This window comes from Rhizobium sp. K102, assembly GCF_022385315.1.
Lineage (GTDB): Bacteria > Pseudomonadota > Alphaproteobacteria > Rhizobiales > Rhizobiaceae > Rhizobium > Rhizobium croatiense.
Genome location: NZ_CP092435.1, coordinates 219,388 through 235,453, shown reverse-complemented (window position 1 = coordinate 235,453; position 16,066 = coordinate 219,388). Strand labels below are relative to the sequence as shown.

Below are 16,066 nucleotides of genomic sequence, written 5' to 3'. Positions count from 1 at the left end.
CACTTTTTCAAACCGCCTTGACTTGCGGATAGAAGCGCTCGCCGATCCGCTCGGCCGCGGCATAGGCCTGCGAGACGATCTCGGGCACGAGATCGATATCGGGCAGGCTGCCGAGGCCGAGCGGACCGACGGCAAAGAGCCCGGCAACCGTCGAACCGTCATCCAGGAAGGGCTCGCCCCGCGCAGTGACCGCCAGTCCGAGCGAGAGTTCGTCCGGCATGGCAAGGCCGGCGGAAAACAGGCTTTGCATCAGCGGCGCCGAGAGATCCGGCGCCTGGCAGCGGCAATCGATGATGCGCTCGGCATGGATCACCTCCTCGGCAGAGGATCCCGCCGGTGTGAAAAACAGGCCGCTCAGGCCCCTGCGACCGACCCGGCCGCGGCGCAGCACCGTGCGGCCTTCGGCAAGCTCGCGCTGCAGGCGCAGGTGCATGGCCTCCGGCAGGCGGTTGCGATGGCTGTCGTAGATCGCTCGCAAATGCCGGTTGAACTGATGTTTGTCGCGAGCCGGCAGCGAGCGCCAGAGCGAGCGGGCGTGTTTCCGCAGGCCGTTCATCACCGATTGCCAGCTTCGCCCCTCTTCCTCCGCCTCGCGACAGGCCTGGCGGATGAAGCGCACGATATCAGGCAGGCTCTCGGGCAGCGCTTCGGCCGGAAAGACCGGATCGGCGGCGTTCGGCGTGTGGCTCTGCGGCAGAAAACCGTGTCGCGAAAGGATCGTCACCTGGCCAGCATAGCCGGAATCGCGCAGCTGCAGCAGCTGGTCGACGACGCGGATGCCGCTGCCGAGCAGCACCGCATGCGGCCGCGCGACGAGGCGCTGGGCGCGGACCGGCGAAGCATCCGGCGCCTCGGCATGCGGATCGCTGAGACCGTAGCCGGTGGCGAGGATCACCGTATCGAACAGCGGATTGGCCGGATTGGTGCTTTCGAGCAGGAAGCGGTTGCCGTGGCTGCGGCGGATCGTCACCACAGGATCGTTGCAGACCTGAACGGTGATGTCCCGGCGCGCCGCCAGCGCTTCGGAAAAGCGCTGGTAGACGTAATCGCTGAAGATTTCCTTCGGCACGAAGATCTGCCGGAAACCCGGAATGGCGGCCGGCACTGCGGCGCGGAAGGCGGCGTTGCTACAGAGCCAGTCGTTGAAATCGTCGCTGTCGCCGACCGAGACCGAGAGATCGCGAACGCGGGTATTGAGGATCGTCGAGGCACGGGCAGAGGCGAGCGCCTGGCCGCCGCTGACCGAGGAATTCGGATCGAACAGCTGCAGGTGGAACGGTGCGCGCACCGTCCTCATCAGCGCAATGGCCGTCATCATGCCGGAGAAGCCGCGCCCGACGATCGCAATGCGCGGAACGGCTGATATCTTCGCCGCCGCATTGGCCCTTCCGGAAAAAAGTCCCTGAACCGTCATCGCAACTCCTTTGCGGCTTCATCAGCGCCCTTGGGGTCGATCGAGGTTTCAACGCATGAACACCGGGTCACGCGTTGATGAGGGTCATGCGGCCATTCACAAACATCGACCGCAGAGCGGGTCCGTAAAAGCGGCCCGCAAGCGAACTCGGCGGCAAAAGCAGCCCGTCCATAGTCTATTAAACTAGTCGTGTATGAAAGCGCCAAAAACCGCGAGTGGCAAGGGATTTATTGGACGCGAAGTTTAAGTTGTTGGAACAGCGGCATATTTTCCAACCAAACAGCCTCGCACCGTGGTGGCCACGCCTCGTCAGCCGCCTTGGCCTGATGCCGCCTCGCCTTCAACAGAGTGGCCAGATCCGCCGATTGTGGGGAAAAATGCCACCGCCATTGGCTATCTGCTTCCGTGCTTCCTCTCAGGGTATCGTCAACGTGACCAACGTTTGATTGCGTTGCTCGAACCATCGTTGCGGCGTCTTTCAATCACGCTCCCCATACACCTATCAACATCTCTAGAAACCGTTCAGCCGCCGGCGACAAGGTGCCGCCGCGACGTCGAACCACACCGATTGTGCGGGATATGTCGGGATTGCGGATGGGGCGGGTGATCAGAAATGGATGCTCTTCTCGCGGGGTTGCCATTCGCGGCAGCACCGAAATCCCAAGACCCGCCTCCACCAAACCGAGGGAGGTAGACAGATGGGTTACCTCGTAAAACCAGCGAAGTTTGATGTTTGATTTTGCCAGTGCCGCGTCGAGCAGCGTTCTGTTGCCGCTCGACCGATGAACCGTAATCAAGTGATAGGGCTCTAGTTCCGCCCACTCGACCCATTGTTTTGCCGCAAGAGGATGATCCTTTCGCGCTGCAAGCACGAATGGGTCTTCCGCAAGCCGCTCGAAGGTGAGGTCGGGGTCGGAGGTGCCAATGATGTTTATGCCGAACTCCACCTCGCCACTTGCCACGGCTCGAAGACCATCAGTGGCAGGGAGATCGAGGATACGAAAGCGGATGTTTGGATATTCTTCATTGAACTGGCGGATGACCGTAGGCAGGAAGTAGAATGCCGCGGTTGGTAGACATGCAATCGTCACCAATCCGCCGCGATTGGCTCCAACGTCGCGGACCGCAAAGAGAGAACCATCGAACTCCTCCAGCAGGCGTCGGACGAGCGGCATGAGTTCTGTACCGAGAGCTGTCGCAGACACGTGCCTGGTTGTCCGTTCCAGGAGCGGCGCCCCGATGACCTGCTCCAATTTTTGAATGCGGCGGCTCAACGCGGGCTGCGACATATGCAAGGCATCAGCCGCGCGATTAAAGCTCTCCAACTCCACGACGCTCAGGAAGGCTCGTAGGTCAAGAATTTCGCAATTAATGCTCATTACGCATCAATCCTCCAATTCTTAGCATTTTACAAATTAACACTTCTTCCAATAATTGGATCAAACGGCGCCGATTGATACGGCGATGACATAATTCCAATGGAAGCACAAGCGATGAACGACCTAATGGCTATCCCTTGCGTTCTGATGAGAGGCGGCACCTCGAAGGGCCCGTTCTTCCTAGCCAGGGATCTTCCTGCGGCTGCCGATCAGCGTGACAAGATCCTGCTGTCCATCATGGGATCGGGTCATCCGTTGCAAATCGATGGAATCGGCGGCGGCAACCCGGTTACGAGCAAGGTCGCCATCATCGGACCTGCGAGCGTTCCCGGCGCGGACGTCGATTATCTCTTTGCCCAGGTACGCGTCGATCAACAGATTGTCGACACCTCCCCGAATTGCGGCAACATGCTCGCCGCAGTCGGCCCATTTGCCATCGAAGCTGGACTTGTCCGGGTTCGTGGAGAAACGACGCTCGTTCGGATCCACAACGTCAACACCAGCAAGCTGATCGAGGCCGAAGTTCCTACTCCCAACGGCAGCGTTTCCTATCTCGGTGACGCTGTAATCGACGGCGTGCCCGGTCGCGCTGCACCGATCGCACTGACTTTCATGGACGCAGCCGGGGCTCGTACCGGACAGCTCTTTCCCACCGGCAAAGCCATCGACTTGATCGATGGCGTGGCTGTCACCTGCATCGACTGCGCTATGCCGATGATCTTGATGGAGGCAGCGGCGATCGGCGCGAGCGGCTTCGAATCAGCGGCCGAACTCAACGCCGACAGGGAGTTGCTGGAACGGCTGGAAAAGCTGCGCATTGCGGCTGGCGAACGGATGGGCCTTGGGGACGTGCGCAATCAGGTAACGCCAAAGCCGGTGCTCGTGTCCCAGCCAAAGGTCGGAGGCGACGTCAACGTGCGATATTTCATGCCGCATCAGTGTCATCCTTCCCTCGCAACCACAGGCGCTGTTGGAATAGCCACCGCCTGTCTATGCCAGGATACGGTCGCTTCGCATCTGATCGGCAGGCGGGCTCCTCCGGTTGTTCTTTCCATCGAGCACCCTAGCGGCCACCTGGACGTCAAACTTTATGAGCGGGACGGCACGGTCGTCGCCGGAATCCTTCGCACCGCCCGCCGGCTGTTCGAAGGGCATGTGTTAGCAAAACCTGTCACGCAACTGGGTTGCGCGGCATAATAGCCCTGGCCGCCGGGAGGGCGCCAACAACAGGAGGAGAATGTCATCATGCGCAAGCTCATGCTCGCCCTCGCGGCAACCGTCGCGCTTGCCGGCTCCGCATTTGCGGATCCGGTCCGTATCAGCGTCGGCTCTTATAACCTCAACAATCTTCCCTTTCCCGTCGCCCAAGGGCTTGGGCTTTATGAAAAGGAAGGGCTGGAGGTGACCGTCGAAAACTTCGCATCGGGCGGCTCGAAGACGCTTCAGGCGCTTGTTGCCGGCTCGACGGACATCGCCGTGGGCTTCTACGATCATACGATCCAGATGCAATCTCAGAAGAAGAGCGTCGTCGCCTTCGTGCAGCTTGCCCGCAATTCCGGGCTCGTGCTGGCTGGCGGAAAGGATGGCAAATTCGATCCGGCAAAGCCGGAAACGATCAAAGGTGCAAAAATCGGGATTACCTCGCCGGGTTCGTCTTCCGATTTCTTCGTCCGCTATTACTTGCAGCGCAACGGCTTGTCCGCAAACGACGTGTCGCTGATCGGTGTCGGCTCCGGGTCGGCCGCCGTCGCAGCGCTCGAACAGCAGAAGGTCGACCTGCTCGTCAACTACGATCCGGCTGCGACCTTCATCGAAGCCAAGGGCGTCGGCAAGATCCTGATCGATGGGCGCAGCGACGACGGTGCCAGAGCGATCTATGGCGGGATTTACCCAACCTCCGTCCTCTATGCCACACAGAGTTATATCGAGGAAAATCCCGAGACGATCCAGAAGGTCACCAATGCCACGGTCAAAGCGCTCGAATGGATGAATAGCCACTCCGCGGAAGAGATCGTAGAAAAGCTCCCGAAGGAGTTCATTTCCGGCGATCGCGATACTTACGTCAAAGCGGTCGAGAACGCGAAGGCGATATTCTCGAAGGACGGGCGCATCAACGAGGAGGAGATCAAAATCCCGCTCGCCGTCCTGAAGAGCTTTAACGACAAAGTCGCAGCGGCTGAAATCGACCTTGCGAAAACCTACACGAACGAGTTCGTCGGCAAGGTCCCGAACGACGCCGCCAACTGATAGGAGGAGGTCATGGAATTGGCCGTAGTGAAAACTGCACCCCCGACCAACAGTCCGGATCATGCAAAGCCGATGGTTTCCATCGATTCCATCACCATGTCCTTCGGTGCCTATGTGGCTGTGCAGGATGTCAATCTGAGCGTCTCCGATGGCGAGTTCCTGGCCATCGTCGGACCTACCGGATGCGGCAAGAGCACCATACTTAACGCGATTGCCGGCCTTCTGAAGCCTGCCGGCGGGACCGTTTCCATTGATGGCCATCAGGTGCGCGGGGTTCAGAACAACATCGGTTATCTGTTTCAACAGGATGCATTGCTTCCATGGAAGAGCGCAATCGAGAACGTGGAACTTGGTCCCATGTTCAAAGGTGTCGGCGCCACCGACCGTCGCGAGCAGGCGATGAGATGGCTGGCGAAAGTCGGGCTCAAAGGGTTCGAGCATCGCTATCCGCACCAGCTTTCCGGCGGTCAGCGCAAGCGCGTGCAGATGGCGCAGGCGCTGATCACCGGCCCCAAGGTTATCCTGATGGACGAGCCCTTCTCAGCGCTCGATATCCATACCCGCCACCTGATGCAGAACGAGCTGTTGCGGCTTTGGCAGGAGGAACGGCGCGCAGTGGTGATGATAACGCACGACCTCGAGGAGGCGATCGCTCTCGGCGATCGGGTGGTGGTGCTTGCCGCCGGACCGCGCTCGCGCGTGATCGACAGCTTCCCCGTGGATCTCGAACGTCCGCGTGATGTCGCTGAAATCAAGCTCGATCCGCGCTTCATGGATCTTTATCGCAACATCTGGTCATCGCTGCGAGGCGAAGTGGAGAAAAGCTATGAACGTCATGACTGAACGCCTCATTCAAATCGTGCTGCTCGTGGCAATTGTCGGCGGCTGGCAGCTCGGTGTCGCGGCCGGCGTCATTGACGTCTTCTTCTTTCCGGCTCCAGTCGACATCTTCGACCAGGTTTTATCCTGGGTGGCGGACGTCAGCTTCTATAGCCACGTCGCCATCACCCTCACGGAAACCGTACTCGGCTATCTCGTTGGAACGGCACTTGGCGTAGCAGCAGGCGTGTGGCTCGGCCTCAGCCGTTCGGCCGCGCGCATTCTGGACCCCTTCATCAAGGGGCTGAACGCAATTCCTCGCGTCGTGCTAGCGCCGATCTTCGTGCTGTGGCTCGGCCTTGGGCTATGGTCCAAGGTGGCGCTCGCCGTGACGCTGGTGTTCTTCGTCACCTTCTTCAACGCGATGCAGGGCGTGCGCGAAGTCAACCCGGTGGTATTGTCGAACGCCCGCATTCTGGGAGGTAATCGGCGGGACCTGCTTCGTCACGTTTATTTCCCGGCAGCGTCAAGCTGGATTCTGTCGTCATTGCGCACTTCGGTCGGCTTCGCCGTTGTGGGGGCGATCATTGGCGAGTATCTCGGCTCCTCTGCCGGGCTCGGCTATCTGATCGCCCAGGCCGAAGGCAATTTCGATGCGGTCGGAGTCTTCGCGGGCATTCTGATCCTCGCGATCTTTGTCTTGATTATCGACAGTATTCTGGACATCGCCGAGAAGCGCCTCATCAAGTGGCGAACAAATACTTCCGAACGGCCGGCGTGACCATCACTAACGGCAACTAAAAAATATGTTAGCACGTGCTCTCCCTCTCCAAAGAAGGGAGAGCACAAGCGTTCCGAGCGATGTGCACTCGGTCGCAATGAGACGTCCGGCCGTTAACTCGTCGACGAGGTCAATCGACCGGTCGGTCTATGACGCCATTAGCGAATCCTCGGCGGTGGCATTGTCAATTTCTCTAACAATCGCAAGTTTAAAAGAGTGCTCAGTGCCAGGGGCTCAACCGCCCTCGCCCGGATATTGTTTCGCCTTCAGCAAGCCCGCCAGATGCGCCGTGTTGCGCGCCAGCATGTCGACGGCTTTCGTCACGACCTTCGGCACCTTGTCGAGATCGACGAAATTGGTGGAACCCAGCGCCTCGCCAACCCAATAGGCGACGGCATTGGCCGGGATGGTGAAGCCGACATCGTTCAGCGCCTGATAGAGTTCGGCCGACACGTGATGGGCGCCGTCCTCGTTGCCGACGACGGCAACGGCCGCGACCCTGCCGTAGGAGACCATGCGGCCCTGATCGTCCGTCTCATCGAGGAAGGCGTCCATGCGCTCGAGCGCCCGCTTGCAGACGCTGGAGGGCTGGCCGAGCCAGATCGGCGTCGCCAGCAGCAGAATATCGGCGTCGAGCAGCTTTGCGCGAATATCGGGCCAGTCGTCGCCTTCGCCCTCGTCCGACGTGACGCCCGGCTTGACGTTGAAATCGGCAAGGCGGAGCACTTCGGTCACGACCCCGTATTCGGACATTGCCTTGTCGATGAGCCCTACCATCCGGTCGGTGGAAGATGGATCCTCGGCGTCGCTCGTCTTCAGCGTGGCGTTGAGAGCAAGGGCTTTCAGCGGCATCGTATCTCTCCGGTAACGGTTGGCCGACGGGTCTGCCTGCTGCAACCCACCCGCGCGCCGATTGTTCCCGCGGCGGAGGCGAGGCGGCCTCACGCAAAAATAACCAGTTGGTGAATTCTTTACTTGAACCGCCAAATGGAATCGGCAAAAGTGACGGTGCTATCAATCCCTTCATGGATTTGCCGTCTTTTCGGGCCAGCGTCCGAGCACACATCTATTGGAAAAACACCGTGAGCAGCGATGCGTTAACACGTGCGACGAAGCCTTCGGCTTCGATGGCGCTTGCAACTGCGGCAGGCTGGGGCCGAGGCCTCTATACACTGGTGCGCATCACCGTGATGGCTCTCCGCCACCCCTGGCAGGCGGGTTTTGCGATCGGCGCAACCCTCGTCGCCTCGACCTTCCAGCTGATGATCCCCCGCCTTCTCGGCCAGGCCGTCGACCACACGCAGATGGCGATGGGCGGCGGGGCGGCGGGCCAGGCGGCGCAGGACGCGCTGCTGACCACGGCCTTGCTGTTGCTCGGCGCCAGCGTGCTGCGCGGCCTCTTCACCATGGTGCAGAACTATTACAGCGAAGCCGTCGGCCACCACATGGGCTACGAGCTGCGTCTGGCCTGCTACGAAAAGATCCAGCGTCTCTCCTTCAGCTTTCACGACACGGTGCATTCCGGCGACCTGATCACCGTCGGCATGCTCGATCTCGAAGGCGTGCGCATGTATTTTTCCACCGCCCTGGTACGCATGATCCTGCTCACGATCCTGATCGGCATTGGCGCCTATCTGCTGCTGTCGACCGATGTCGTGCTCGGGCTGCTGGCGCTCTCCTTCGTGCCCTTCGTCGGCTGGCGCTCCTCGGTGACGCAGCTCAGGCTGCGCGCCACCTGGCTCGATCTGCAGGAGCGGTTGTCGGTGCTGACCCGCATCATGGAGGAGAATCTCGGCGGCATCCGCGTCGTGCGCGCCTTTGCCGCGCAGGAGCACGAGCTCACGAAATTCGAGGCGGCCTCGAAGAATGCCCTGGCGCTCGCCCATCAGCGCGTCGGCATTCGCGTCACCAATACCAGCGCCATGACCTTCTCCTTCTTCGCCGCCATGGGCCTCGTGCTCTGGATCGGTGGCGGCAAGGTAATGTCGGGCGAGATCACCGTCGGCACGCTCGCCTCGTTCCTGACCTTCATGACCATCCTGCAGATGCCGGTGCGCCAGCTCGGCCTGATGGTCAACGCCTTTGCCCGCGCCTCCACCTGCGGCTCGCGGCTCTTTGCCCTGCTCGACCTCGACATCGCGATCAAGGACGCGCCGGATGCCAGGGAACTGGCGGTGACGGATGGCGTGCTGCGCTTCGAGAATGTCAGCTTCGCCTATCCCGGCTCGGAAAAGCGCACGGTGCTGCGGGATGTCTCCTTCGAAGCCCGGCGCGGCCAGACGATCGGCATCGTCGGGCCGCCCGGCAGCGGCAAATCGACCATCGCCCATCTGATCCCGCGTTTCTACGACGTCACCGGCGGCAGGATCACCATCGACGGCCAGGATATACGCAAGGCGACGCTGCAGTCGCTGCGCCGCGCCGTTGCCGTCGTGCAGCAGGATTCCTTTCTGTTCACGACGACGATCGAGAACAACATCGCCTATGGCGACCCATGGGCGAAGGAAAGCCGCATCGAACGCGCCAGCGAAAGCGCCCAGCTGCACAATTACGTGCTCGGCCTGCCCACCGGCTACGGCACCGTCGTCGGCGAACGCGGCGTTTCGCTGTCCGGCGGCCAGCGGCAGCGCCTCTCGATCGCCCGCGCGCTGATGCTGAAGCCGGCGGTGATGGTGTTCGACGATTCGACGGCGGCAATCGACGCCGCCACCGAACAGCGCATCCGCAGCGCCATGCGCCGCTATGCCGCCGACCGGGTGACGATTATCGTCGCCCATCGCCTGAGCTCGCTGATGCATGCCGACCAGATCCTGTTCGTCGAAGACGGAAGGATCGTCGAGCGCGGCACGCATCAGGCGCTGCTTGCGCTCGGCGGCCGCTACAAGGCGCTCTACGACCTGCAGGTGCGGCCGGGCGACGAGGTGCTGAGTGCGTGATGCCTGGGTGGTGGCGTTTCCTCTTGCTCCCTCATCCCTGTGCTCGTCACAGGGATCCAGTGCGCCAAGTCCTTGGCGCGGGAAACCGTTTTAAGAGTCATTCACCGCGCAGATGCGCGGTGGCTGGATTCCTGTGACGAGCACAGGAATGAGGGGAGGAGAGGTTATTCCTCCACAACCACTCGCTGCGGATTGAGGCTATCCGCGGTCAGCGGCCGGCCAAACCAGAACAAAGGCCGTGGTACTAGGGAGATTGTGATGGCCGAGGAACTGGAAACCGAGCGTCCCGACGTGCGCGAGGATGGGCGCCGGCCGCCGCGGGCGGTGGTCGGTTCGCACCGCGTCGAGGAGGAAATGTTCGGCAAGGCCTTCGACGGCAACATCGTCAAGCGCATCTGGGCTTTCGTCCACCCCTGACCGCACCCAGGTGCTCTGGGCGGTCGTCGCCGTCCTGACCTTCACGACGATGCAATTGTTGATCCCGCTGATCATCCGTTACGCCATCGACCACGGCATGTCGCCGGGCGGCAATCCTTCGGCGCTGATTTGGGCGATCGTCGCCTTCGCCATCGCCATCCTTATCAATTATGCGGCAAGCTATGCCCAGGAGACGCTGGTCGGCAATGTCGCGGAAGAGGTGCTCTTCGACATCCGCAAGGCGATGTTCTCGCATCTCCAGCGCGTCTCGCTCTCCTTCATGGACAAGACCGAAGTGGGGCGGCTGATGTCGCGCCTGCAGGGCGACGTCAACTCGATGCAGGAATTCCTCGAAACCTCGGTGCTGTCGGTCGGCGACATCGTGCTGCTCTTCGGCATCGTCTTCGTGATGCTCTATCTCGATTTCAAGCTGGGGCTGCTGACGCTCTCGGTGCTGCCGGTGCTCTTCGTCGTCCGGCTGTTCTGGCTGCCGCTCGCCCGCAAATCCTTCATGGCCGCGCATGAGACCAATTCGGTCGCCAACGGCGCCCTTGCCGAAGCGATCCATGGCGTGCGCGCCGTCCAGAGCATGGACCGGCAGGGCGTCAACTTCACGCTCTACGACGACAAGGCGCACGCCAACCTCAAAACGCATCTGACGGCGGCGCGTTATGCGCAGGTGATGGTGCCGATCGTCGACAGCCTGACGGGCGTGGCAATGGCGCTCGTCATCGTCGTCGGCGGCGCCCGCGTTCTCAACCAGGCGCTCGATGTCGGCGTGCTCGTCGCCTTCCTGTTCTACATCCAGCGCTTCTTCGACCCGATCCGGTCGCTGACCCTGCAATATTCGGTGATGCAGCGCGCCATGGCGTCCGGCCAGCGGCTGACCGAAGTGCTCGACGTGCCGGTCGACATCAAGGACGCCCCCGACGCCAAGACCCTGTCGCGCGACATGGACGGTTCGGTCGAATTCAAGGACGTCGTCTTCGGCTACAATCCGAAGCATCCGGTGCTGAAACATGTGAGCTTCAAGGTCAATCCCGGCGAGACGGTGGCGCTGGTCGGGCCGACGGGTTCCGGCAAATCAAGCTGCATGTCGCTGATCCACCGCTTCTACGACGTGCAACAGGGCGAGGTGCTGGTCGGCGGCCACGATGTGCGTGACCTGACGCAGGATTCGCTCGGGGCGCAGATCGCCATGGTGCTGCAGGAACCCTTCCTCTTCACCGGCACCGTCTTCGAAAACATCCGCTACCACAAGCTGAAGGCGACGCGCGAACAGGTGATCGAGGCGGCCAAGGCGGTCGGCGCCCATGATTTCATCATGCGCCTGCCCGATGGCTACGACAGCATTCTCGGCGAGCGCGGCGGCAATCTTTCGCTCGGCCAGCGCCAGCTTTTGAGCTTTGCCCGTGCGCTGGTGGCCGACGCGAAGATCCTCGTGCTCGACGAGGCGACGGCCAATATCGACAGTTATACCGAAATGCTGATCCAGAAGGCGCTGGTGAAGCTGCTCGAAAACCGTACCGGCCTGGTTATCGCCCACCGCCTGGCGACGATCCGCGAGGCCGATCGCATCATCGTGCTGCAGAACGGCGAGATCATCGAAAGCGGTGACCATCGCCAGCTGATGAAGAACGGCAAGCTGTACTCCAGGCTCTATAACCTCAATTACGCCTCGTTCGACGATATACCCGAAGATGTGCTGGAGGAGACGACGGCGACCCAATCGGCAACCTGACTGCATTAACGCCTGTCGCAAAGTTTGAACGAACAAACGCCTTGCTGCCGTATTTTCCTCTTATCCGGGACGAGTGCCTACTGAGGAGAATGTTATGAAGAGAATTATTAGCAGCCTGTTGATCGCGACGGCCCTTGTTGGATCGGCTATTCAGCCCGCTGCCGCGCGCGACCGTCATCACGACAATACCGGCCGCATCATCGCCGGCGGCGTAGCCGCAGGTGTCGTCGGCGGCCTGATCGGCGGCGCAATCGCCAATGGTGGCCCGCGCTACGTCGATGAAGGCCCTCGTTATGTCGAAAGCCCCCGCTATGTCGAACCCGAGCCGAGATGCTGGTATGAGGATCGCGACGTCCGCAACCGCTATGACGGCGGCTACCACGCCGAAACCGTGCGGGTCTGCGAGTAGACCTGAAGTTTTTGCAGCGGCGTTGAACCCGTCAGCGCCGCTCGGCTCTCAGCCGAGGTTGCGTCCCGCAGCCTCGGCTTTGTCATTTTATATCAGGGACATCGGCCAAGAATTAGCCCCTCATCCGGCTGCCGCCACCTTCTCCCCGTAAACGGGGCGAAGGAGACAGGCCGCGACCTCTCCGTCCCTCGTCAACGTCTCGCGGGGCACGTCCCCTCGCCCCGTTTACGGGGAGAGGGTTAGGGTGAGGGGCAGCCTTTGGCGTGATTCGGTCGATCATCCCAACGACAATGCCTTCGCAAAAATTTCCCCCGCCCCACCGGCTGTCATCTGCCTGTCAGAGTCGAGCAATAGCTGAGGCCCGATGAATGATAGTTCCATAAATGCCGGCAAAGCGCCGAAAAGAGAACGCATGCGCTTCGTCAGCGCCGAGCAGGTGGCGCATCTGGCGGGCGTTTCGCGCTCAGCCGTCTCGCGCACCTTCACGCCGGGCGCAAGCGTCGCCCCGGCAACGCGCGAAAAGGTGCTGCGGGCGGCTGAAGAGCTCGGCTACCATGTCAACGATCTCGCGCGCGGCGTGCTCGCCAATCAGAGCCGCCTCGTCGGCATCGTTGCGACCCGGCCGGAGGTCGGCTTTCGCGCGCATCTCGCCGCAGCCCTTGCCAAATCGCTGATCCGGCGCGGCAGCATTCCGATCCTCATCAACACCGGTCAGACGGAAGAGGAACTGCTCGCCGCCCAGAAGATGCTGATCGGCCACCGCGCCGAGGCGATCATCATTCTCTCCGGCTCGCCGCCGGCAAGTTTCCTCGAACTCGCGCAGCGAAACGGCCAGCCGCTCGTCGTCATCGGCCGGTCGGAGCCCGACGCCGACCACGTGCGCGCCGGCAATTCCGAAGCCTCACGCAAGGCGGCGACGGCCTTTTACGACAGCGGCCGACGGCGGCTGGCGGTCATCGGCTCCCATACGGGAACACCTGCGATCGTCGAACGCGAAAGCGCCTTCCTGTCGGCGGCGGAGACGCTTGGCGCATCCGTCACCCTCGCCCGCGGCGGCGATTCCGATTATGACGGCGGCGTCACCGCCGGGCGCGCGCTTCTCGCGGAAAAAACAAAGCCCGACGCCGTCTTCTGCGCCAATGACCAGATCGCCTTCGGGCTGATGGATGTCCTGCGCCTGGAAGCGCAGCTGCGCATCCCCGAGGATGTCGCCGTCATCGGCTTCGACGACGTGCCGGAATCCGCCTGGCTGAGCTATCAGCTGACCACCTTCCGCCAGGACCCGCTGATCATGGCGCAACGCGCCGTCGCGCTGTTGGAGCGGCGGCTGGAAAACCCGGATTCGCCGCCGGCTTACGAACGCGTCATTCCCGAACTCGTCATCCGCCAGAGCTTCAGACCGTAACCTCTTCCCCATGGCTTTTCGCAGACGCCGTCCTGTGGCAAGAAGGGCGATGACGCGCGGCGCTGCAAGGGAGGAAGATCGCCAGAGATGAAGGGAATTCGCCAGCTCGCCGAGCATCTCGACATTTCGATCGGCACCGTGTCGCGTGCGCTGAACGGCAAGCCCGACGTCAATGACGAAACGCGCCGGCGCGTGCTCGCCGCCGCCGAAGAGCTTGGCTATGTCGCCAACCAGTCGGGCCGCAGCCTGCGCCAGGGCATGACCAATGTCATCGGGTTGATGCTCGAGGTCAGCCGCGAGACGGTCGAAAACAGCGACGACTTCTTCCTCGGCGTCACCGACGGGCTGCAGAGTGTCTTTTCCCGCCACAAGCTCGATCTGGTCATGCTGCCCTGCCCTGATGACGAGGATCCGCACGAATATCTGAAGCGCATGGTGGCGCGCCGCCTCGTCGATGCGCTAATCATCTCGGCGACACGGCGCACCGACCGGCGCATCGAGCTTCTGGAAAAGGCGCGCATCCCCTTCGTGGCGCTCGGCCGCAGTGCGTCCGGCGGCAGCTATACCTGGATGGACCTCGATTTCGAAGGCGTGGCGGCGCGCGGCGTCGACCGGCTCGTCGCCAAGGGCCACCGGCGGATTGCGGTGGCTGCCCCCTCCTCCGACATCAATCTCGGCTACATCTTCCTCGACAGCTATCGCCAGACGCTGCAACGCCACGGTCTTGCCTTCGACCCGGCGCTGGTCATCCGCGTCAAGTCGAGCGAACAGGGCGGCTATCAGGCCGGCCACGAATTGCTGATGATCGAAGACCGGCCAACCGCGATCATCCTGATCCACGAGCTGATGGCGATCGGGCTTTACCGCAGGCTGGCCGAGGCCGGCATCGTGCCCGGCCGCGACCTTGCCGTCGTCGGTTTCCGCGAGGAGCCGCGTACGCATTTCCTGCAGCCGTCGCTGACCTCCTTCCGCATGTCGCTGCGCGATCTCGGCGCCCAGCTCGGCGAAACCCTGCTCGCCACCATGCCGGCCTATGCCGAGCATTATCCGCAGGGCGCCCGCAGCAGGATCTGGCCGATGGAGCTCGTTGCGGGCGAAAGCGACGCCTTTACGCTGACGGGCTGAAGCCTTCAGATCCGGCTCGGCGCCGCCGCAGCCTCCCGGCTCGACAACTGACGCGTCACGAAGAAGACCAAGAGGGCGCCGGCGGCAAGGCAGGCGGCGAGGAAGAACATCGGCGCGATCGTGCTGCCGCTTTCATCCTTGATCCAGGGCACGACGTTCTGGGCGACGAAGCCGCCGAGATTGCCGACCGAATTGATGGCGGCAAGCCCGGCCGCCGCACCCGCCCCTTTCAGGAACCGCGAGGGCAGGCTCCAGAACACCGGCTGCGGCGCGAAGATGCCGGCGGCGGCGATGCAGAGGAAGGCGAATTGCAGCGTGTGGTTCGGAATCAGCGCCGACAGCAGCAGGCAGGCCGCGCCGATGAACGCCGGAATGACGATATAGGGCGTCTTCGATTGCGCCTTGTCGGCCATGGCCGGAACGGCATAGAGCGAGACGGCGACCAGCAGCCAGGGAATGACGTTGAGAAAACCGTTGACGGTATTGCTGACGCCGAAGGCCTTGACGATGGTCGGCAGCCAATAGCTGAGGCCATAGGCCGACAGCGGAAAGGCGATATAGCAGAGCGCCATCAAAAGGACGCGCGGGTCGACGAGCGCCTTGAAGCCGTCCGACGCATGTTCGTCCATGCCGGCATTTTCCGAGGCCAGCCGTCGTTCGAGCCAGGCCTTCTCCTCGCTGCTCAGGAAGCTCGCATTTTCCGGCCGGCCGGGAAGATAGAAGAAGGTGACGATGCCGGCGATGACGGCGGGAATACCGGTCGCCAGGAACACCCATTCCCAGCCGGCAAAGCCGTAGAGGCCGTCAAGATCGAGCAGCGCGCCGCCGAGCGGTGCGCCGACGGCATTGGCGATCGCGCTGAAGATCATGAACAGGCCGACCATCCGGCCGCGATAGGCCGACGGGAACCACAGCGTCAGGAGATAGAGGACGCCGGGAAAGAAGCCGGCTTCGCAGACGCCGAGCAGGAAGCGCAGGATATAGAACATAGCCGCGTTCTGGGTGAAGGCGAGCCCGATGGTGACGAGGCCCCAGGAGACCAGGATGCGGGCGAACCAGACACGCGCGCCGAGCCTGTCGAGGAAGAGATTGCTCGGCACCTCGAAGAGAAAATAGCCGATGAAGAAGAGCGAAGCGCCAAGGCCATAGGCATATTCGCTCAAGCCGAGAGCATCGACCATTTGCAGCTTGGCGAAGCTGACATTCTGCCGGTCGATGTAGGCGATCAAATAGAGGATGCCGAGAAACGGCATCAGCTTCCAGGTGATTTTCGAGATCAGCCGCTTCTCATCAACCATGCGTATTCTCCGGAATGATCATATTGCGTCGGAGGAGCGTAGATAGTGCCGCCCGCCAATATTCAATTGGGCGAGGTATTTTCTCCGATGCCGCA

The 16,066-nt window shown here is 61.9% G+C and carries 12 protein-coding genes and 1 pseudogene; 9 read left to right on the top strand and 4 right to left on the bottom strand.

Annotated features, from left to right (window positions below; genetic code table 11):
• Window positions 1–7 precede the first annotated feature (7 nt).
• Window positions 8–1,414, bottom strand: a complete 1,407-nt coding sequence (locus MHI61_RS05025) for an FAD/NAD(P)-binding protein (protein ID WP_239789444.1) — start codon at window positions 1,412–1,414, stop codon at window positions 8–10.
• Window positions 1,415–1,896: 482 nt separating this feature from the next.
• A complete protein-coding gene (locus tag MHI61_RS05020; protein ID WP_239789443.1) occupies window positions 1,897–2,793 on the bottom strand; it encodes a LysR family transcriptional regulator in 897 nt (298 codons plus the stop codon).
• Between the two features lie 114 nt (window positions 2,794–2,907).
• Between MHI61_RS05020 and MHI61_RS05015 the strand changes: the two genes are divergently transcribed.
• The 4 genes from MHI61_RS05015 to MHI61_RS05000 are packed head-to-tail and all read left to right on the top strand — an operon-like array spanning window position 2,908 to window position 6,640.
• A complete protein-coding gene (locus MHI61_RS05015; protein ID WP_239789442.1) occupies window positions 2,908–3,990 on the top strand; it encodes a 4-oxalomesaconate tautomerase in 1,083 nt (360 codons plus the stop codon).
• A gap of 48 nt (window positions 3,991–4,038) precedes the next feature.
• Window positions 4,039–5,040 (top strand): ABC transporter substrate-binding protein, encoded by a 1,002-nt coding sequence (locus MHI61_RS05010; protein WP_239789441.1) that lies wholly within the window; start codon window positions 4,039–4,041, stop codon window positions 5,038–5,040.
• Window positions 5,041–5,052: 12 nt separating this feature from the next.
• Entirely contained in the window at window positions 5,053–5,883 is an 831-nt protein-coding gene (locus MHI61_RS05005; protein ID WP_239789440.1) for an ABC transporter ATP-binding protein, read from the top strand.
• Window positions 5,867–6,640, top strand: a complete 774-nt coding sequence (locus MHI61_RS05000; RefSeq protein WP_239789774.1) for an ABC transporter permease — start codon at window positions 5,867–5,869, stop codon at window positions 6,638–6,640. Before MHI61_RS05005 ends, MHI61_RS05000 begins: the two co-directional genes overlap by 17 nt.
• Window positions 6,641–6,874: 234 nt before the next feature.
• On the opposite strand, the gene MHI61_RS04995 is transcribed toward MHI61_RS05000, so the two are convergent.
• Complete coding sequence (locus tag MHI61_RS04995; RefSeq protein WP_239789439.1) at window positions 6,875–7,492, bottom strand: NAD(P)H-dependent oxidoreductase; 618 nt, start codon at window positions 7,490–7,492, stop codon at window positions 6,875–6,877.
• A gap of 275 nt (window positions 7,493–7,767) precedes the next feature.
• Here MHI61_RS04995 and MHI61_RS04990 point away from each other — a divergent pair, with 275 nt between their 5' ends.
• The 5 genes and pseudogenes from MHI61_RS04990 to MHI61_RS04970 all read left to right on the top strand — a co-directional run bounded on the left by MHI61_RS04990 (window position 7,768) and on the right by MHI61_RS04970 (window position 14,673).
• Window positions 7,768–9,576 (top strand): ABC transporter ATP-binding protein, encoded by a 1,809-nt coding sequence (locus tag MHI61_RS04990; protein WP_239789773.1) that lies wholly within the window; start codon window positions 7,768–7,770, stop codon window positions 9,574–9,576.
• A 258-nt stretch (window positions 9,577–9,834) separates the two neighbouring features.
• Window positions 9,835–11,734, top strand: a pseudogene (locus MHI61_RS04985) (ABC transporter ATP-binding protein).
• Window positions 11,735–11,828: 94 nt separating this feature from the next.
• The gene (locus MHI61_RS04980; protein WP_097606683.1) at window positions 11,829–12,143 is read left to right on the top strand and encodes a hypothetical protein; all 315 of its coding nucleotides are present in this window, start codon (window positions 11,829–11,831) and stop codon (window positions 12,141–12,143) included.
• A 364-nt stretch (window positions 12,144–12,507) separates the two neighbouring features.
• Window positions 12,508–13,548: a LacI family DNA-binding transcriptional regulator gene (locus MHI61_RS04975; RefSeq protein WP_239789768.1), complete on the top strand. Its 1,041-nt coding sequence runs from the start codon at window positions 12,508–12,510 to the stop codon at window positions 13,546–13,548.
• Between the two features lie 87 nt (window positions 13,549–13,635).
• Window positions 13,636–14,673 carry a LacI family DNA-binding transcriptional regulator gene (locus tag MHI61_RS04970; protein WP_239789767.1) on the top strand — a complete coding sequence of 346 codons (1,038 nt, stop codon included), beginning with the start codon at window positions 13,636–13,638 and terminating at the stop codon, window positions 14,671–14,673.
• 5 nt (window positions 14,674–14,678) lie between these two features.
• On the opposite strand, the gene MHI61_RS04965 is transcribed toward MHI61_RS04970, so the two are convergent.
• Entirely contained in the window at window positions 14,679–15,971 is a 1,293-nt protein-coding gene (locus MHI61_RS04965; protein ID WP_239789766.1) for an MFS transporter, read from the bottom strand.
• Between the last annotated feature and the right edge of the window lie 95 nt (window positions 15,972–16,066).